At 70.7% G+C, this 17798-nt stretch carries 15 protein-coding genes; 9 read left to right on the forward strand and 6 right to left on the reverse strand.

The window, feature by feature from the left end; all coding sequences use genetic code 11:
- Positions 1-655 precede the first annotated feature (655 nt).
- Positions 656-1258, forward strand: coding sequence for a Uma2 family endonuclease (locus tag ACRX5S_RS18645; RefSeq protein WP_436774103.1), 603 nt, complete (start codon positions 656-658; stop codon positions 1256-1258).
- A 6-nt stretch (positions 1259-1264) separates the two neighbouring features.
- Here the strand turns inward: ACRX5S_RS18645 and ACRX5S_RS18650 are convergent, their stop codons facing one another.
- A complete protein-coding gene (locus ACRX5S_RS18650) occupies positions 1265-2422 on the reverse strand; it encodes an acyl-CoA dehydrogenase family protein (protein ID WP_436774104.1) in 1158 nt (385 codons plus the stop codon).
- A 189-nt stretch (positions 2423-2611) separates the two neighbouring features.
- Here ACRX5S_RS18650 and ACRX5S_RS18655 point away from each other — a divergent pair, with 189 nt between their 5' ends.
- The 4 genes from ACRX5S_RS18655 (at position 2612) to ACRX5S_RS18670 (ending at position 8368) form a co-directional block, all read left to right on the forward strand.
- Entirely contained in the window at positions 2612-4159 is a 1548-nt protein-coding gene (locus tag ACRX5S_RS18655) for a class I adenylate-forming enzyme family protein (protein ID WP_436774105.1), read from the forward strand.
- A 264-nt stretch (positions 4160-4423) separates the two neighbouring features.
- Positions 4424-6625, forward strand: coding sequence for an acetate--CoA ligase family protein (locus ACRX5S_RS18660; RefSeq protein WP_436774106.1), 2202 nt, complete (start codon positions 4424-4426; stop codon positions 6623-6625).
- Positions 6626-6707: 82 nt separating this feature from the next.
- Complete coding sequence (locus ACRX5S_RS18665; protein ID WP_436774107.1) at positions 6708-7568, forward strand: enoyl-CoA hydratase/isomerase family protein; 861 nt, start codon at positions 6708-6710, stop codon at positions 7566-7568.
- Positions 7569-7861: 293 nt separating this feature from the next.
- Positions 7862-8368 carry a flavin reductase family protein gene (locus ACRX5S_RS18670; protein ID WP_436774108.1) on the forward strand — a complete coding sequence of 169 codons (507 nt, stop codon included), beginning with the start codon at positions 7862-7864 and terminating at the stop codon, positions 8366-8368.
- 480 nt (positions 8369-8848) lie between these two features.
- On the opposite strand, the gene ACRX5S_RS18675 is transcribed toward ACRX5S_RS18670, so the two are convergent.
- The gene (locus tag ACRX5S_RS18675; RefSeq protein ID WP_436774109.1) at positions 8849-9916 is read right to left on the reverse strand and encodes a Zn-dependent alcohol dehydrogenase; all 1068 of its coding nucleotides are present in this window, start codon (positions 9914-9916) and stop codon (positions 8849-8851) included.
- Between the two features lie 375 nt (positions 9917-10291).
- Here ACRX5S_RS18675 and ACRX5S_RS18680 point away from each other — a divergent pair, with 375 nt between their 5' ends.
- Positions 10292-10702, forward strand: a complete 411-nt coding sequence (locus ACRX5S_RS18680) for a hypothetical protein (protein WP_436774110.1) — start codon at positions 10292-10294, stop codon at positions 10700-10702.
- A gap of 78 nt (positions 10703-10780) precedes the next feature.
- A complete protein-coding gene (locus ACRX5S_RS18685) occupies positions 10781-11719 on the forward strand; it encodes a hypothetical protein (protein ID WP_436774111.1) in 939 nt (312 codons plus the stop codon).
- A 24-nt stretch (positions 11720-11743) separates the two neighbouring features.
- Here ACRX5S_RS18685 and ACRX5S_RS18690 read toward each other — a convergent pair whose 3' ends face one another.
- The 4 genes from ACRX5S_RS18690 to ACRX5S_RS18705 all read right to left on the reverse strand — a co-directional run bounded on the left by ACRX5S_RS18690 (position 11744) and on the right by ACRX5S_RS18705 (position 15264).
- The gene (locus tag ACRX5S_RS18690) at positions 11744-12217 is read right to left on the reverse strand and encodes a hypothetical protein (protein WP_436774112.1); all 474 of its coding nucleotides are present in this window, start codon (positions 12215-12217) and stop codon (positions 11744-11746) included.
- Between the two features lie 69 nt (positions 12218-12286).
- Positions 12287-13072, reverse strand: coding sequence for an SDR family oxidoreductase (locus tag ACRX5S_RS18695; RefSeq protein ID WP_436774113.1), 786 nt, complete (start codon positions 13070-13072; stop codon positions 12287-12289).
- Positions 13069-14253 carry an acyl-CoA dehydrogenase family protein gene (locus ACRX5S_RS18700; protein WP_436774114.1) on the reverse strand — a complete coding sequence of 395 codons (1185 nt, stop codon included), beginning with the start codon at positions 14251-14253 and terminating at the stop codon, positions 13069-13071. The genes ACRX5S_RS18695 and ACRX5S_RS18700 overlap by 4 nt, the downstream gene beginning before the upstream one ends.
- A 90-nt stretch (positions 14254-14343) precedes the next feature.
- Complete coding sequence (locus tag ACRX5S_RS18705) at positions 14344-15264, reverse strand: SDR family oxidoreductase (RefSeq protein ID WP_436774115.1); 921 nt, start codon at positions 15262-15264, stop codon at positions 14344-14346.
- Positions 15265-15520: 256 nt separating this feature from the next.
- Between ACRX5S_RS18705 and ACRX5S_RS18710 the strand changes: the two genes are divergently transcribed.
- The gene (locus ACRX5S_RS18710) at positions 15521-16447 is read left to right on the forward strand and encodes a cyclase family protein (RefSeq protein ID WP_436774116.1); all 927 of its coding nucleotides are present in this window, start codon (positions 15521-15523) and stop codon (positions 16445-16447) included.
- Between the two features lie 412 nt (positions 16448-16859).
- A partial coding sequence (locus ACRX5S_RS18715; protein WP_436774117.1) for an acyl-CoA dehydrogenase family protein occupies positions 16860-17798 on the forward strand: 939 nt, incomplete at its 3' end.

Below are 17798 nucleotides of genomic sequence, written 5' to 3' on the forward strand. Positions count from 1 at the left end.
CCCCCCCCCCCCCCCCCGGGACCGGGAACCGGGCGCGCGCCGTCCTCACCGGCGGCGAACCTGCCGGGATCGGCGGCCGGGTCCCCGGAAGCATCTGTGGCGGATATTCGGGGTGTTTCCGGGGTATCCCCGGCGGTCTCCCGCCCGTCTCCCCTGCCGCCGAACCCGTTCATCAGCCCGACGGCCACCGCCACGGCGACGACAACTGCGGCCACCAGAACAAAAGGTCCGCGCCGACGAGCCTTCCGCCGGTGGCCTCCGGCCCGCCGCCGCCCCCGCGACCCCGCGGCCTTGTGCCGCCCCCCACGCGAAGAACCCCCAGCCCCAGACCTGTTGCCCACGCGCAGCCCTCTCCCGATCCGTACACCCCGCAGCGGGGCCGACAATCAGGAGACAGATTCAAGCCACCCGGATAACAGGAACCTCCCCCGCCACTCTCAGAGCTGTCCCCCAGCCCACCACCCCGCGGGGGCGGTGGGGCACGCGGGTGACGGGAGCGATCGGGCACGAGACGCCGACCCGCGGGGCGCGGGGGTGGTGGGGCGCGAGGCGCGGGACTAGGCCATTCGGGTGAACCCCTGGCGTCCCGCCCCCCACGCGCGGGCCCGGCATTCTCAAGCGCGGAAGGCATCCCGGCTACTCTGAGAGGAGTGACATGACCCTGATCTCGGAGGAGGCGGCCGTGGCCAACGCGGACGCACGCACCAACGACATGCAGGCGGTTTTCGACAGCTACGACCCGCCGGAGGGGGTTCGGGTAGAGCTGATCGACGGGAGGATCGTCGTGTCACCCACACCCGTCCCCGGGCACAGCGGTTTGCTCATGAAGCTGTATGAGCAGTTTCTGCGCGAGCACAAGCCTGAGGGCACCGACGTGTCGTTTTCGCCGGTGACGATCTACCTGCCCGACAGCCCAAGAGGCGACAACTACGTCCCCGACCTCAGCGTCTTCGACGCGAAGCTCTCCGAGGACTTCGACAACTGGAAGGTCCTCCCGGACGCCGTCCATTTGGTCGTCGAAGTCGTGTCAGCGGGTCGGGACAGCCAGCGGGACGACCGGACCGTGAAGCCGCGGGGCTATGCCTCCGGACCGATTCCGCTGTACCTGCTGATCGATCCGTTGCAGAGCGAAGTCACGTTGTTCTCCGAGCCGGAGAACGGCAGGTACCGCAGGCAGCTCAAGGTGCCTTATGGCGACAACCTGCCGTTTCCCGAGCCGTTTGACGCGGTGTTGGACACCTCGATCTTCTTGCGGTGACGCTGATCAGATTCCGGCCAGGGCGGCGATGCGGTCGCGTTGGTGGGTCCGGTCGCCGAAGAGGAGGGCCGAGGTGGTGGCTCGCTTGAGGTAGAGGTGGGCGTCGTGCTCCCAGGTGAAGCCGACGCCGCCGTGGAGTTGGATGGTCTCCTCGGCGATCTGGCGGTACGCGGCGGTGGCGGTGGTCATCGCCAGGGGCGCCATCACCGGGAGTTCGCCCGCGCCGGGGGCCGCGGGGTCGACGTCCAGGCCCGCGGCCTCGGCCTCGGTGGCGGCCCAGGCGGCGTAGTAGAGGGCGGAGCGCGAGGTCTCCAGCTGCACGTACATGTCGGCGCAGCGGTGCTTGAGGGCCTGGAACGAACCGATCGCGCGGCCGAACTGCACGCGGATCTTCGAGTACTCGACGGTCATGTCGAGGCACCGGCCCGCACCACCGACCGCCTCCGCCGCGACCGCGATCTCGGTGAGCTGGCGGACGCGTTCGAGCACCGCCGCAGTGTCCACACCCGGGGTGCCGAGGAGCCGCGCCGGGGTGTTGTCGAAGTCCAGGCGGGCCTGGTGCCGGGTCTGGTCCAGGACCGGGAGCTGCGTGCGGGTCAGCCCCGACGCGTCCCCCGGCACGGCGAACAGCGCGACCTGGCCGTCGAGTCGGGCCGCGACCAGGATCAGGTCGGCCGCCGCGCCGTCGAGGACGTGGGTCTTGACGCCGTCGAGGCGGTGTTCGCCGGACGGGGTCGCGGTCGCGGTGAGGGAGACCTCGGTGACGTCGCGGCTGCCCGGCTCGGCGAGCGCGAGTGTGGCGAGGGTGGTGCCCTCGGCGATACCCGGCAGGATCTCGGCGCGCGCGGCCTCGTCGGCCGCGTGCAGCACCGCCGACGCGGCCATGACGCCGGACGCCAGGAACGGCGACGGGTAGAGGGTCCGGCCCATCTCCTCCAGGGCGATGACGACCTCGGCGAAGGTCAGCCCGACGCCGCCGTACTCCTCGGGGATGCCGAGGCCGGCCAGGCCGGTCTGCTCGCACAGGCGGCGCCACACCTTGGGGTCGAAGCCGTGCTCGGTCGCCATCGCGGCGCGGACCGCCGGGGAGTCGCTCTGCTTGTCGAGTGCGTCCCGGAGAGCCCTGCGGATCTCCTGCTGCTCCTCGCTGAACTCGACGTCCATTGCCCTGCTCCCTGACGATTCCGGACTACGTGATGCGACCGGCCCCATTGCCGATGCTGCGGCCCGCCCTCCAGTATCTGACACACCGTCATATCATGCGAACATCGCCTTCATCACACCTCTGACCCGTGGTGTGCCGACCCGTTTCCGTGCTGTCCTCGAAGGGGAAGCCTGGCAGGAGGAGTCCTGATGACCGTTGTCGCCGCAGTGCTGCGGGACGCCGCCCGACGCTTTCCCGAGCGCAGGGCCCTGGTCCAGGGCGATATCGCCTTCACCTACGCGGGCCTGGACGCGCTGACCGACCAGGTCGCCGCGGGGCTCGCCAAGCGCGGCGTCCGGGCGGGGGACCTGGCCGCGCTGGTGCTGCCGTCGGGGCCGGAGTACGTGGTGGCGTACCTCGCCTTGGCGCGCCTCGGCGCGGTGACGACCGGGGTCGGCCCCCGGTACACCGCCGACGAACGGGCCCGCGTGCTCGCCCAGGCGAGGCCGGAACTGGTCATCGCCACCGAGGAGCTGGCCGAGGGCGTGCCGTCCGGGCCGGAGCTGCTGCGCTGCACCCCGGCCGCCCCCGGGCGGGCGTACGACGTGCTCTCCGATCTGCGCGTCGACGCGATCCCGCCGGTGCCGCGCGTGACCGGCACCGACGACCCCGACCTGCCCGAGACGGTCGTCTTCACGTCGGGCACCACCGGCACGCCGAAGGGCGCGCTGTTCACGTCGCGGCAGATCGCCGCGATCACCGAGATGGACACCGGCGGCCGGTGGGGCGAGGGCGGTCCGCAGCTCGTCGCGACCGGTCTGCCGCACGTCGGGTTCATGGCGAAACTCGCCGGATACCTCAAGCTCGGCGCGACCATGCACGTGCTCGGCCGCTGGCGGGCCGAGGACGCGCTGCGCATCGTCGCGCGGGAGCGGATCCCCTACATCGGCGGCGTCGCGGCGCAGGTGTCGCTGCTGCTGCGCCGCCCGGAGTTCGATTCGTACGACTTCTCGTGCGTCAAGGGCCTGATCGTCGGGGCGGGGCCGTCCCCGGCACCCGTCGTGCGCGAGGCGCGCGAGCGCTTCGGGGCGGGCTACTCGATCCGGTACTCGATGACCGAGTCGGGCGGTCTGGGCACGCTGACCTCGTTCGACGCACCGGACGAGGAGGCCCTGCACACCGTCGGGAGGCCGCGGCCCGGCACCGAGCTCGAAATCCGCGATCCGGAGACCGGGACGGTGCTGGCGCAGGGCGAGGCCGGGCAGATCTGCCTGCGGGCCCCGTCCGTGATGGCCCGGTACTGGCGGAACCCCGAGGACACCGCGCGGGCACTGGACGCCCAGGGCTGGCTGCGCACCGGCGACCTGGGCCTGATCGACGCCCAGGGGTGCCTGCGGATCACCGGCCGCATCTCCGACATGTACATCCGGGGCGGCTACAACGTGTTCCCCCTGGAGGTCGAGTCCGTCCTGCTCGCCCACCCCGGCGTCGCGTCCGTCGCGGTGACCCCGCGGCCGAGCGACGTGATGGGCGAGATCGGGGTGGCGGTGGTGGTGCCGAGGGCGGACGCCCCGACCCCGACCCTTGAGGAGCTCCGCGCTTTCGCGGCGCCGAGACTGGCGGCGTACAAGCTCCCCGAGGCGCTGCGGATCGTGGACGAGCTGCCGCTCACCGGGATGGACAAGGTCGACCGCAAGGCACTCGCCGACCGGGAGCGGTCGGAGGGCGCCGGGGGGTCGTCCGCACCGCGTACCTGACCCCGCGTCAGGGGCCGTGGGGACGGCCGAACACACTGCGTGACCGCTCGACGAAACAACCGCTACTCCGGGGAGACCCCCATTGACCGGCGGCTTCATCGAAAAATATTGACCAAGTCACCAGAAATCCCCATGATCGGACAGATATGCGCGACCACGGGGTGATGAGACGGTAGACAGTCCTGACGTCCCATCAGCAAGCTAACTGACTGACCGTCAGGTCAAGTGATTCACTGATGGATCGAAAGACGAGGGACGGGCCAGATGCTTCGTGACAGCAGGGAACAGCACGCTCCGGGACACGCCCGTACCGGTTCCGTGAGCTCCAGCCCAGTCGACCAGCCCCTCCCGGTCGACGTCACCGGCAGGCCGCTGCAACTGCGGCCCGCAGAACTCGACCGGTTCTTCCGGCCGCGCACCGTCGCCGTCATCGGCGCCTCGGACACCGAGGGACGGCCCGGCGCCCGCATCACCGCGCAACTGCGGGCGTGGGCCGACCGCGTGGGTGCGCGGATGTTCCCGGTCAACCCCAAGCACGCCGAGATCGGCGGACAGGTGTGCCACCCCGACATCGCGTCGGTGCCCGAGGTCGTCGACCTCGCGGTGATCCTGGTGGGCGACCCGCAGGAGGTGCTGGCCGACCTCGCCGCGGCCGGGGTCTCCTTCGCGGTCGTCTTCGCGGCCGGGTTCGCCGAGCAGGGCGAGGCGGGTGCCGAGGCGCAGCGTCGGCTCGCCGAACTCACCGACGGGGGGCCGCTGCGCCTCCTGGGACCGAACACCAACCTCAACGCCTTCGAGGAGTTCCGCGAGGACCTGGAAGGCCAGTCGATCGCCCTCATCACGCAGAGCGGGCACCAGGGCCGCCCGGTCTTCGCCGCGCAGGACATCGGCATCCGGGTCTCGCACTGGGCGCCGGTGGGCAACGAGGCCGACCTGGAGACCGCCGACTTCATCCGCTACTTCGCGGACCAGCCCGAGGTCGGCGTGATCGCCGCCTACATCGAGGGCTTCAAGGACGGGCGCACCTTCGCGCTGGCCGCCGACTACGCGGCGCAGAAGCGCAAGCCGATAGTGATGGTCAAGGTCGGACGCTCCGAGGCGGGCGCCAAGATGGCCGCCTCGCACACCGGCAAGCTCACCGGCCAGGACCGCGTCGCGTCGGCGGTCTTCCGGCAGTTCGGCGTGACGCGGGTCGACGGGCTCGACGAACTCATCGACACGTCCCAGATGTTCGCGCGGACGGAACGGCCCAGAGCGGACGGCATCTGCGTCTACTCCATCTCCGGCGGCACCGGCGCGCACATGGCCGACCTGGCGTCCGCGGAGGGCCTGAACCTGCCGCAGCTCACCACCGGGACGCAGGAGACGCTGCGCGAGTGGATCCCCGGTTACCTGACCATCTCCAACCCGGTCGACAACGGCGGCCACCCCGCGGGCGACGAACGCGGCCGGAAGATCATCGACGCGATCCTGGCCGACCCCAACGTCGGCGTGCTCGTCTGTCCGATCACCGGTGCGTTCCCGCCCATGAGCGACAAGCTCGCGCAGGACCTGGTCGACGCGGCGGAGGCGACGGACAAGGTCGTGTGCGTGGTGTGGGGCTCGCCGGTGGGCGACGAGTCGGCGTACCGCGACATCCTGCTCAAGTCCAACCGGATCGTGGTGTTCCGCACGTTCGGCAACTGCGTGACCGCGCTGCGGGCGTACTTCGACTATCACCGGTTCCGCGACAACTACGACTCGCCGTTCGACGACGTCGCGCGGACCGCCTCCCCGGCGGCCGGGAAGGCGCGGCGCCTGCTGACCGCGGGGAAGCCGCTGTCCGAGCACTCCGCGAAGCAGCTCCTGCGCACGTACGGGATCCGCGTGCCGCGCGAGCAGCTCGTCACCTCCGCCGCGGCGGCGGTACGGGCGGCCGGGCTCATCGGCTACCCCGTGGTGATGAAGGCGTGCGCACCGCAGCTGCCGCACAAGAGCGACCTCGGGCTGGTCAAGCTGGGCCTGCGGTCGGCGAGCCAGGTGCGCGACGCGTACCGCGAGATCGTGGACGCGGCACGTGACAACGGCGCCGGACGGCTCGAAGGCGTGCTGGTGTGCCAGCAGGTCGACAAGGGTGTCGAGATGGTCGTGGGCATCTCGCACGACGAGCTGTTCGGCCCGACCGTCACGGTCGGGCTCGGCGGCATCTTCGTGGAGGTGTTCGACGACATCGCCATCGGCGTGCCGCCGTTCGGCCCGGTCGAGGTACGCCGCATGCTCGGCGAGCTGCGCGGCCTCAAATGCCTCCAGGGCATGCGCGGCCAGCCGCCGGCCGACCTGGACGCCCTGGTCGACGTGGTCATGCGGGTCCAGCGCATGGCCCTGGAACTGGGCGACGACCTGTCCGAACTCGACATCAACCCGCTGATGGTGATGCCGCGGGGCGGCGGCACCGTGGCACTGGACGCCCTCGCCATCCCCCGATGACATCCCGCGATGATCACCGACCGCGCTGATCCGGCCCGCCGGACAGCGACCGCCGAAGGACCCGAGAGGAACCCCGCCAGGCATGAGCACCACTCCTGAGACCGAGCCCGAGCTGCTCCACCGCGTCGAGAACGGCGTCCTGTGGATCACGCTCAACCGCCCCAAGGCGAGCAACGCCATCACCTGGGACCAGCGCGAGACGATCATCACGCTGCTGGGCGAGGCGTCGGCGAACGAGGCGGTGCGCGCGGTCGTGCTCGGCGCGGCGGGCGAGAAGCACTTCTGCACCGGCATGGACCTGCGCAGCTCGCCGGGGACCAAGTCGCTGCTCGCCGACGCGGCCCCGGCGGAGGACGGCACGCCGCAGCCGCCCGCCCGTCCGACCGGGTACGCGTCGCGCATGATGAAGACCGGAGTCCTGCGGCTGACCACGGCCGTCCTGGAGTGCGAGAAGCCGGTGATCGCGGCGATCAACGGCACCACCGCCGGCTACGGCATGAGCCTCGCGCTCGCGTGCGACCTGGTGATCGCGGCGGACACCTCGCGGTTCATCCAGATCTTCACGCGCCGCGGGCTGATCCCGGACGGCGGCAGCGCGTACCTGCTGCCGCGCCTGGTCGGCCCGCAGAAGGCCAAGGAGCTGATGTTCTTCGGGGACGACCTGCCGGCCGCCGAGGCGCTGCGCATCGGCGTCGTCAACAAGGTCGTGGCGGCCGACGAGCTGGAGGCCACCGTCCGGGAGTGGGCCGAGCGGCTCGCCACCGGCCCGACCCGGGCGTACGCGATCACCAAGCGCCTGGTCAACCGCTCGCTGGACAGCGACCGGGCGACGTCGTTCGGCGAGGAGGCCGACTCGGTCGAGCTCAACATGACCACGCGGGACGCCAACGAGGGTGTGGCGAGCCTGATGGAGCGCCGCAAGCCGGAGTACTACGGCTGGTAGCGCGCGGGCGGTACGCCGCCGACAGCGGTGGCGGGTTCCGCGGAACGCCCCGCGGCAGCAGTTCGCGGGCTGTTCCGCGGAACCCGGCGCACCGGCGGACGAGGTGTCTCGGGATCGCCTTGTCCGATCCGGGAATCCCTTGTCCCCCAAGCCAACTGACTCTGCGTCAGATGTGACGCACGCCCTGTCTGCTTTTGATTGACGCAAGGTTTTTCGCTGCCATAGCGTCGCAGGCGCCGCCAGACAAACCCCCGTCGGCTTCTGCCGCACCCGACGACTTCTGCGAGGACCAAATGGGCCAGCTCGACGCTCCCGCCGTCGACCCCGCCGCATTCCGGCACGTGCTCGGCCACTTTTGCAGCGGCGTCACCATCATCACCGCGCTGGACGGCGAGACGCCGGTCGGGTTCGCGTGCCAGTCGTTCGCGTCCCTGTCGCTGGAACCGCCGCTGGTGACCTTCTTCGTGGCGAAGACGTCGACCACCTGGCCGCGCATCCAGCCGGGCGCGAAGTTCTGCGTCAATGTGCTTGCGGACGACCAGGAGCAGTTGTGCCGCGGCTTCGCGGTCAGCGGGGCCGACAAGTTCGCCGGTGTAGACCACAAGCCGGCCCCGGCGACCGGGTCGCCGCTGCTGGAGGGCACGCTGGCGTACATCGACTGCACGCTGGAGCAGGTCGTGGACGGCGGCGACCACGAGATCGTGATCGGCCGCGTGCGGGCGCTGGACGTGGCGCGCGAGGACGCCGGTCCACTGCTGTTCTACCGCGGCAAGTTCGGGCACCCCGCCCAGAACGCCTGACGAGAGGCCGACAGGCCCTCCCGAAATCCCGTAGGCCCCGGACGCGCACGACGCTCCGGGGCCTATGCGTATTTGCGCGTGTGCGCATTCGGCATTCGCGCGCATTCGAGGCCTGCACGCGTTGGCGGCCTGCTCGCATGCGGGGTCGGAGCGCATGCCGGCACCGTGCGCATGCCGGCACCGTGCGCACGCGGATCAGTGCGCACGCGGATCAGTGCGCATGCGGGCACTGTGCGCATGCGCGCTGGGATGCATGCGGAGTGGGTGCGCATTGGGGCTCGGGCGCTTCGGGCGCGTTCGTGTTCCGGCCTGTGCGCGTTGCCCGCTCGGAATTCGCCTGCGGACATGCCGAAGGCCGGTACGGCCCCTGAGGGGTTCGTACCGGCCTCTGCGCGTGTTCCCGACTCCAAGACCCCCACACCGCCTCCCCAGCGCCTCTGACGGGGCGTCAGGCGGCGTCCAGGCGGCGCCGGGCGGGCGTCAGAAGACGAAGACCCCGCGGGCGACCTTTCCGGCCTCGGCGTCCTCGACCGCGTGGTGGAAGTCGTCCAGCGCGTACGTCTGGGTCACCAGCTCGTCGAGCTTGAGCGCGCCGGTGCCGTACAGGTCCGCGTAGCGGGCGATGTCGTACTGCGGGCGGGACGAGCCGTACCGGCAGCCCATGATCGACTTGTCCAGGAACATCGACGACACGTGGAACGACGCCTCCGCGTCGGACGGCGCGACGCCCAGGATGACCGCCTGACCCGCGCGGCCCAGCATGTCGATGGCGTTGCGGATCACCGCGACGTGGCCGACACACTCGAACGCGTGGTCGACGCCGCCCGGCACGAGCTCCTTGACCGCCTCGACGGAGTTCTCGACCGCCTTGGCGTCCACGAAGTCGGTCGCGCCGAACTCGCGGGCGACGGCCTCCTTGGCCGGGTTGGCGTCCACCGCGACGATCCGGATCGCCCCGGCCAGCTTGGCGGCCTGGATCACGTTGAGGCCGATGCCGCCGGTGCCGATGACCGCGACGGTGTCACCCGGCTGCACCTTGGCGCGGTTGAGCACGGCGCCGACGCCGGTCAGCACGCCGCAGCCGATGAGCGCGGCCGAGGCCAGCGGGATCGAGGTGGGGATCTTCACCGCCTGCACGCCCTTGACGACGATCTTCTCGGCGAAGACCGACAGCCCCGCGAAGTTGAAGACCGGCTTGCCGCCGCGCGTGAAGGGCTGGTTGAGCTGCCCGAAGCTCTTGGCGCACATCGTCGGGCGGCCCCGGTCGCACTCGCGGCAGGTGCCGCACGCGGCCAGCGTCGACAGCGCGACGTGGTCGCCGGGCTCGACGTGCGTGACGAGCTCGCCGACCGCCTCGACGATGCCGGCGCCCTCGTGGCCCAGCACGACCGGCGGCGGGAAGGGGATGGTGCCGTTGATGACACTGATGTCGCTGTGGCACAGACCGGCCGCGCCGATCTTCACCAGGACCTCGTTCGGACCCGGGTCCCGGACCTCCAGGTCGTCGACCACCAGGGCCTCTTTGCCGTCGAACAGAACGCCTTTCACAGGCTTCTCCTCCGTGGGTGGCTGATCACCGTCGTGCGGACCGGTTTCGACGGCGGTCCGGCGAGTGTCGATCCCAAACCTAGCGGTCATCTGACGATGAGTCAGCCTGTTGTGACAGTGCTCATGGTGTTGATCCGCGACCCGGCCGCCCGCACGTCCCCCGGCACCAACCCTGCACACACCCGACGCGTTCCCGGCAGGTTCCCGACGCGTTCCCGGCAAACCGCCCGTACGTCCCCCGGCACCCCTCGGCAGGCTGTCGCACCCCGGGAAAACGCGGCCGGAGCGGCGCAATACGGCTGGTTTGTTGACCCCCTGAGCCGCCGAATCGATGATCGGCGGGATCGGACCAGCCCCCGGGGAGGGCCTGTACGCATGATCAAACGCTCACTCGCCGCGGCCGCTTCGGCCGCCGCACTCGCATCCGTGGTCGTGACCGTTCCTCCGGCGCACGCCGAGGGTGCCGGCAAGTGCAACCCGGACCGCGGAGAAGCCTGCCTCTTCTACAACTCCGGCCAGGGCGGCGCCTATTACGGCACCAACAAGACCACCGCCTACACCTCCACGATGCGCTTCGGAGGCGGCGGCAACGGCAACGGCGTCCCGGTGAAGAACAACGCCGCCTCGGTGATCAACTTCAGCTTCGACCACTTCCTGGTCATCGACTACAACTCGTCGAACAGGTGCGCCTACGCCTGCCAGAAGATCACCCCCCACCGTTCCACCAACCTCAACAGCACCCTCAAGAACAACAACGCGGCGCAGCACTGGCTGCGTTCGGACTGACCACCCGTTCGAGACCGGGGATCGGGGCAGGAGCGGGTCAGGATCGGGACCAGGGATCGGGACAGGGAACAGTCGCCCATGCGCACAGGCAGGCCCGCGCTCGCCGCCTCTCCCGCGTGGCGCGCCGCACTCGCGGCGTGCTGCGCGGTCCTCGCGCTCTCCGCCTGCGGCTCGTCCGACAAGGACGCCGCGGCACCGCAGGACCATTCGGTGAAGCCGAGCGACCCGCCGCTGGTGCAGGGACCTCCCCCGCCGGTCGGGACCGCGCCGCGACTGGCCGACATGAGCGGACAGCGGCTGCCCGTCGAGGAGTTCCTGTTGCAGCCGGGCCAGTCGGCCAAGATCCAGGCGGTCCGGAAGGCATTGGTGGTGCGCTGCCTGAAGGCCCAGGGCATCGACTTCGCCTTCCCGGCCCCGACCGGTCCCGCGTCGGCCGACTCCGGCAGGACGCAGTCCGAGATGCGGTACGTCACGCCGCCCGACGTCGCCGCGAAGTTCGGCTACCACAACCCCGACGGGCAGGTGCAGCCGTCGCCGCCGCCCGCGATGCCGGAGCGCACCGAGAAGGCGCTGTTCGGCAAGGACGGCAGGGGCGGGTGCTTCGCCGACGTCGACGCCGACCTGGCCGCCCGGGGCATGGTCGTCCAGGACAGCGAACTCGTCGTGGGCATCAACGTCGACAACATGGCGCGCTCGATGCAGGACGAGCGCATGAAGGCCGCCTTCGCCGCGTGGTCCGCCTGTATGAAGGCCAAAGGCCACGCCTACGCGACGCCCATGGACGCCTCCGGCGACCCCCGGTGGTCCCAGGCGCCCGCCGCCTCCCCCGAGGAGATCGCCACGGCGGTCGCGCACACCGCGTGCATGACGGAGAACAACGTGGTCGGCATCTGGTTCACGGTCGAATCGGCGTACGAGAAGCGGGAGATCGACGCGCACGCGGCGGAACTCGCGGCGTACAAGGCCGCGGTCGACAACACTCTGCGCTACGCGGACTCGGTGCTGGCCGGGGCATGAGCGCCTGGCCCGCGGAGACCCCGCTCAACCGCGGCGGTCGGACTCCGGCGGCAGGTGGCTCGCCTCGTCCACGATGCCGCTGCCGAGGTCGGGGGCCTTGCCCCGGGCGGGGCAGTCGGCGTACGAGACCTCGCGGCGCAGCAGCCGGAACTCGGTGGCGCCGGCCAGGCTTCCGGACAGCACCAGGGAGCGCGGGCTGACCGCGATGTCGAGGGTGAAGGGCGGGTCGTCGCGCCACTCCAGGTCGTCCCACTCGACCTCGTCGCGCTCGGCGGTGAGGCCGAACGCGCACCAGATGTCCAGGACTTCGATGCCGCAGGGCCCCGTCGGGCGCCAGCGGAAGCCGACGACCTCGATGCCGCCGGCCGCGGTGGTCCACTCGGTCCACCCCATGCCGTTGGACAGGAAGGCCAGTTGGCTCGTCGTCTCGGTGGTCCGCGCGCCGCGGGATATGCCCTGCCACAGGGCCACGAGCGGGTCGACATGTGGGTCCGTCATGGCCACATCTTGGCGCAGGACGCACGCGTGCGCGGCACCCTTGGGATCAGGGTGCCGCGCACATGTCGGTCAGGCGCGCTGGCTGCTGACCGAGACGACCTCGCCCGTCATGTACGACGAGTAGTCCGACGCCAGGAACACCATCACGTTGGCGATCTCCCACGGCTCCGCAGCGCGGCCGAACGCCTCCGCGCTGCTGAGCGCCGACAGCAGTTCCTCGGACGACGCCTTGGCCAGGAACGCGTGCATCGCGATGCTCGGCGCGACCGCGTTGACGCGTACCCCGAACTCCGCCGCCTCGACCGCCGAGCAGCGGGTCAGCGCCATCACGCCGGCCTTGGCCGCCGCATAGTGCGCCTGGCCCTTCTGGGCGCGCCAGCCCAGCACCGAGGCGTTGTTGACGATGACGCCCTTGCCGCGCGGCTGCATGTGCCGCAGGGCGGCGCGGGTCATGCGGAAGGTGCCGTTGAGGGTGACGTCCAGGACCAGGTTCCACTGGTCGTCGGTCATGTCGACCAGGTCGACCTGCCCGCCGAGGCCGGCGTTGTTGATGAGGATGTCGATGCCGCCGAGCTCGGCCGCCGCGGTGTCGACGAGGTTCTGCACGTCGGCCTCGACGGTGACGTCGCAGGGCACCGCGAGCGGGCGCGCGCCGGTGAGCTTGGCGAGCTCGTCCGCGGCCTCGCCGAGGCGGCGCTCGTGCTTGTCGCTGATCGCGATGGTGGCGCCCTCTTCGGCGGCCTTCTTGGCGGCGGCGAAGCCGATGCCGGTCCCGGCCGCGGCGGTGACCAGCACGGTCTTGCCGGCCAGCAGGCCGTGTCCGCCCACGTACTCGGGTGCGGTGGAAGCGGTCACTTGGCCTCTCCTCGGGGTTCGCGGGGCATGCCGAGAACGCGCTCGGCGATGATGTTGCGCTGCACCTCGTTCGACCCGCCGTAGATGGTGTCGGACTTGGTGAACAGGAACAGGCGCTGCTGCTCGGTGAGTTCGTACGGCAGTTCGGCGGCCAGCGTGGACGCGGCACCGCCGACGTCCATCGCGAGCGTGCCGAGGCGCTGGTGCCACGTGGCCCAGACCAGCTTGGCGACGGACGGCGCGCCCGGGTCCGGCGAGCCCAGGGTGCGCAGCGCGTTGCAGCGCAGCACCTTCAGGTCGATCCAGGCCTGGAGAAGGCGTTCGCGCAGCAGCGGGTCGTCGATCGCGCCGTTGTCCTTGGCGGTGTCGATGACCGCCTGGAGCTCCAGTTCGAAGCCGATCTGCTGGGCGAGCGTCGAGACGCCGCGCTCGAAGGCCAGCAGGCCCATGGCGACGCCCCAGCCCTGGCCGAGCTGCCCGACGACGTGCTCGCTCTTCGCGCGGGCGCCGTCGAAGAACACCTCGTTGAACTCGCTGGTGCCGGTGAGCTGGACGATCGGGCGCACCTCGATGCCCGGCTGGTCCATCGGCGCGAGGAAGAACGAGATGCCCTTGTGCTTGGTCGACCCGGCCTCGGTGCGGGCCAGCACGAAGATCCAGTCGGCCTCGTGGGCCAGCGAGGTCCACACCTTCTGGCCGCTGACGAGCCAGTCGCCGGTCTCCGGGTCCTGCGTCGCGGAGGTGCGCAGCGACGCGAGGTCGGAGCCCGCACCGGGCTCGGAGTAGCCCTGGCACCACAGCTCCTCGCCGCGCGCGATGGGCGGCAGGAAGCGGGCCTTCTGCTCGTCGGTGCCGAACGCGAGGACGGTCGGGCCGAGCAGGTTCTCGCCCATGTGGTTGACGCGGCCGGGGGCCTTCGCGCGGGCGTACTCCTCGCCGAAGATCACCTGCTGCATCAGGGTCGCCTCGCGGCCCCCGTACTCCTTGGGCCAGTCGAGGCCGATCCAGCCGCCCTCGCCGAGGCGGCGCTCCCACTCGCGGCGGATCTCGAAGTGCTCGTGCTCGCTGCCGGGGCCGCCGGTGCCTACGGCGGAGGCGAACTCGCCCGACAGGTTCTCGCGGAGCCAGTCGCGGACTTCCGCCCGGAACTCCTCGTCCTCGTCGCTGTAGCGAAAGTCCACGGTGTCACCTTCTGGGATGCGGTTGCGCGGGCCGCGGGCCGGCCGCCCCGAGGGGTCGCCGGCCCGCGGCCTTCGCGGTATGCGGGGAGGTCAGCCCTGCGCGGCGGCCTCGGCGGCCTTCTTCGCGGCGGCCGCGGCGGCGTACTCCTTGAGCTGCGCGAGGACCGGCATCGGGTCCTGGCCGATCGCGGTGGGCAGCGTGGCGGCGATGGACTCGGCGGTCCACTTCTCGTCGCTGTACATCGCCTTGATCTCGTGCGGCTGGTCCCACAGGGCGATCTTCGGGCCCGCGGTGGTGTAGACCTGGCCGGTGATCTCCTTGGCGTGGTCGGAGAGCAGGAAGACGACCAGCTCCGCGACGTCCTCGGGGTCGCCGATCTCCTTGAGCGTCATCGGCACGTTGGCCGACATGCGGGTGCGCGCGACGGGGGCGACGCAGTTGGCGTTGACGCCGTACTTGTTGAGGCCCAGCGCGGCGGAGCGGACGAACGAGACGATGCCGCCCTTGGCCGCGGCGTAGTTGGCCTGGGCGACCGAGCCGAGCGCGTACACGCCGGAGGTGAAGCCGACGATCGAGCCGAAGCCCTGCGTCTTCATGACCTTGGAGGCCGCCTGCACGACGGTGAAGGTGCCCTTGAGGTGGGTGGCGATGACGCTGTCCCACTCGTCCTCGGACATGTTGAACAGCATGCGCTCGCGCAGGTTGCCGGCCACCGTGACGACGCCGTCGATGCGCCCCCACTTCTCGACACCCGAGTTGACGATGCGCGCGCCGCCCTCCATCGTCGCGACCGAGTCGGCGACCGCGATGGCCTCGCCGCCCGCCGCCTCGATCTCCTTGACGACGGCGTCGGCAACCTCGCTGGTCGGCTCGGAGCCGTCCATCGCGACGCCGTAGTCGTTCACGACGACCTTCGCGCCGTGGGCGGCGGCGGCCAGCGCCACCGCGCGGCCGATGCCCCGGCCCGCGCCGGTCACCGCGATGACCTTGCCGGTCAGGAAGTCACCCATGTTCTGCCCCTTCGGATCGGCCTGGCGAACGGACCTCGGGTCGGCCCTGTCCAACGGCCCTGTTGGTCTCTGGCATGGTCGCCGTCGGTCCAGCCACGCTCTGTCGACGCCATGTGAGAACTGCCTCGCCCGACAGTATCTGACGGTACGTTAGTTTCTGCGGGTAGAGTGCCGCACCCCACAGACGGGTGGTCTCGGGCAGCGTGGAGTGGTCTACTCGCCCATGTCCACCCCAGGCACGCCAGGAGGTCCCGCCATGCCCATGCCCGCCGAGTTCTACGAGCTGGCCAAGCGCGTCAACAACTGGGGGCGCTGGGGCAAGGACGACCAGATCGGGACCATGAACCTGATCACCGAGGACGTCGTCAAGGCCGCCGCCGCCTGCGTCAGGACCGGCAAGCGCTTCTCGCTCGCCGTCGAACTGCACGAGGACGGCATCCAGAACGGGATGATCCCGGGCCGCGACAACCCCAAGCGCACCACCTTCCTCGTCAACCACGAGGTCTTCGGCCCGGGCACCGTCGCGACCAGCGACGACTCGGTCGTCATGGGCATCCAGGCCGGCACCCACTGGGACGGCTTCACGCACGCGACGTACGAGGACCGCCTCTACAACGGCTTCTCCGCCAAGGAGACGGTGACCGCCGAGGCGGGCGCGCTGAACCTCGGCATCGAGAAGATCAAGACGCTGGTGACACGTGGCGTCCTCCTCGACGTCGCGGGCGCCAAGGGCGTGGACCTCCTGGAGCCGGAGTACGCGGTGACCCCGGCCGACCTGGAGGCCGCCGAGGAGTTCGGGAACGTCAAGGTGCGCGCCGGCGACGTCGTGCTGGTGCGTACCGGCCAGATCACCAAGTACCTGGCCGGCGACAAGGACGGTTACTTCTACGGCCCGGGCCTGTCCGTGCGCTGCCCCGAGTGGTTCCACGCGCGCGACGTGGCGGCTGTGGCCAACGACACAGTGGTCTTCGAGATCTTCCCGCCCGAGCTGGAGAACGGCTTCATGGCGGTGCACGCGCTGCACCTCGTGGAGATGGGCATGCTCCAGGGCCAGAACTGGTTCCTGGAGGAGCTGGCCGCCGACTGCGCGGCTGACGGGGTGTACGAGTTCCTGCTGGACGCGTCCCCGCAGCCGTTCCGCGGCGGCGTCGGCACGCCGGTGAACCCGGTCGCGGTCAAGTAGCCCCCGGCCGCCAAACCGCCCGGCCACGCGGCGGTGGCGCGGCGCCGAGGTACTTTCGCCGCCTGCGGTACGCAGCACGCCGGACGGCGGCGCTCCGGTCGGGCCCGGCCCGGTCGAAACGCCGTCATCCGGCGTCCGGGCGGCCTCGTTTCGTCGAGGAGACCCCGGATCCTCCGAGCACCCGGGGCGCCTCGTCGTCCCCTCGCTCGGAGGCCGCCACACCCAGGGTGATCACCGTTTCACCGCAGGTCAACACCTCGGGACCAGGTGATCTCCCGTCAAGATCACGGTGTTGGCGCTGTTTTTGATCTCGGGCCGGTGCTACGTTGACCTGACTGTCCGTCAGGTTTCCGTGGTGACCGGCGTCCTGTACCTCCCGCCGGTCTCTGCACGCGCGCCCCCAGGAGGTGCCGTGGACTTTGAACTGACCCCCGACCAGCGCTCTTTCGCCGAAACGGTGGAGCGCTTCCTCAACGAGAACGAGGATCCCGAGGTCTTCGACGTCACCCGGGAGAACATGGCCCAGATCGTCGACACCCCCGCGCGCCGCGCGTTCATGCGCAAGATCGCCGACCAGGGCTGGTTGGGCATCACCTGGCCCGAGGAGTGGGGCGGCCAGGACGGCGACGGCATCTACGAGTACATCCTCAACGAGGCCCTGGCCGGCCGCGGCGGCCCGCAGATCGGCAAGGGCGTCGGCATCATCGGCAAGACCCTGCTCGCGGTGGGCAGCGAGAAGCTGAAGGCCGAGTTCCTGCCGAAGATCCTGCGCAACGAGGTCGAGTTCGCGGTCGGCTACAGCGAGCCCGAGGCGGGCTCCGACGCCGCGTCCATGAAGCTGCGCGCGACCCGCGACGACTCCCGTGGAGGCTGGATCCTCAACGGGCAGAAGACCTGGACCACCTCCGCGCACTTCGCGGAGTGGTACTGGGTGGGCGCGCGTACCGCCGAGCCCAAGCACCACGGGATCACGCTGTTCCTCGTCCCGCTCGACCACCCGCAGATCACCGTGCGCGGCATCTGGACGATGGGCGACGAGCGCACCAACGACGTCTTCTTCGACGACGTCTTCGTCGACGACGACTACGTGGTGGGCGAGGTCAACAAGGGCTTCCAGTACATATCCCAGGCGCTCGACCTGGAGCGCTTCACCATGTTCTCGTTCGCGCCGATCTCGCAGCGGCTCGACCTGCTCACCGACTTCGTCAGGACCGCGACGGTCGACGACGAGCCGCTGAGCGCGGACCCGGTCGTCCGCCAGAAGATGGCCACCCTCGCCACCGAGGCCGAGGTCGCGCGCCTGCTCGGGCTGCGCGTGGTGGCCGCGGCGGAGAAGGGGGGGGGGGCGCCC

The sequence above is a fragment of the Yinghuangia sp. YIM S09857 genome, from assembly GCF_051388915.1.
Lineage (GTDB): Bacteria > Actinomycetota > Actinomycetes > Streptomycetales > Streptomycetaceae > Yinghuangia.

Bases quoted from the DNA above. Each gene is read 5' to 3' on its own strand.
- ACRX5S_RS18655 (WP_436774105.1), top strand. From the start codon at position 2,612: ATGACCGTTGTCGCCGCAGTGCTGCGGGACGCCGCCCGACGCTTTCCC.
- ACRX5S_RS18685 (WP_436774111.1), top strand. From the start codon at position 10,781: ATGCGCACAGGCAGGCCCGCGCTCGCCGCCTCTCCCGCGTGGCGCGCC.
- ACRX5S_RS18680 (WP_436774110.1), top strand. From the start codon at position 10,292: ATGATCAAACGCTCACTCGCCGCGGCCGCTTCGGCCGCCGCACTCGCA.
- ACRX5S_RS18650 (WP_436774104.1), bottom strand. From the start codon at position 2,422: ATGGACGTCGAGTTCAGCGAGGAGCAGCAGGAGATCCGCAGGGCTCTC.
- ACRX5S_RS18670 (WP_436774108.1), top strand. From the start codon at position 7,862: ATGGGCCAGCTCGACGCTCCCGCCGTCGACCCCGCCGCATTCCGGCAC.
- ACRX5S_RS18710 (WP_436774116.1), top strand. From the start codon at position 15,521: ATGCCCATGCCCGCCGAGTTCTACGAGCTGGCCAAGCGCGTCAACAAC.
- ACRX5S_RS18660 (WP_436774106.1), top strand. From the start codon at position 4,424: ATGCTTCGTGACAGCAGGGAACAGCACGCTCCGGGACACGCCCGTACC.
- ACRX5S_RS18665 (WP_436774107.1), top strand. From the start codon at position 6,708: ATGAGCACCACTCCTGAGACCGAGCCCGAGCTGCTCCACCGCGTCGAG.
- ACRX5S_RS18645 (WP_436774103.1), top strand. From the start codon at position 656: ATGACCCTGATCTCGGAGGAGGCGGCCGTGGCCAACGCGGACGCACGC.
- ACRX5S_RS18690 (WP_436774112.1), bottom strand. From the start codon at position 12,217: ATGACGGACCCACATGTCGACCCGCTCGTGGCCCTGTGGCAGGGCATA.
- ACRX5S_RS18705 (WP_436774115.1), bottom strand. From the start codon at position 15,264: ATGGGTGACTTCCTGACCGGCAAGGTCATCGCGGTGACCGGCGCGGGC.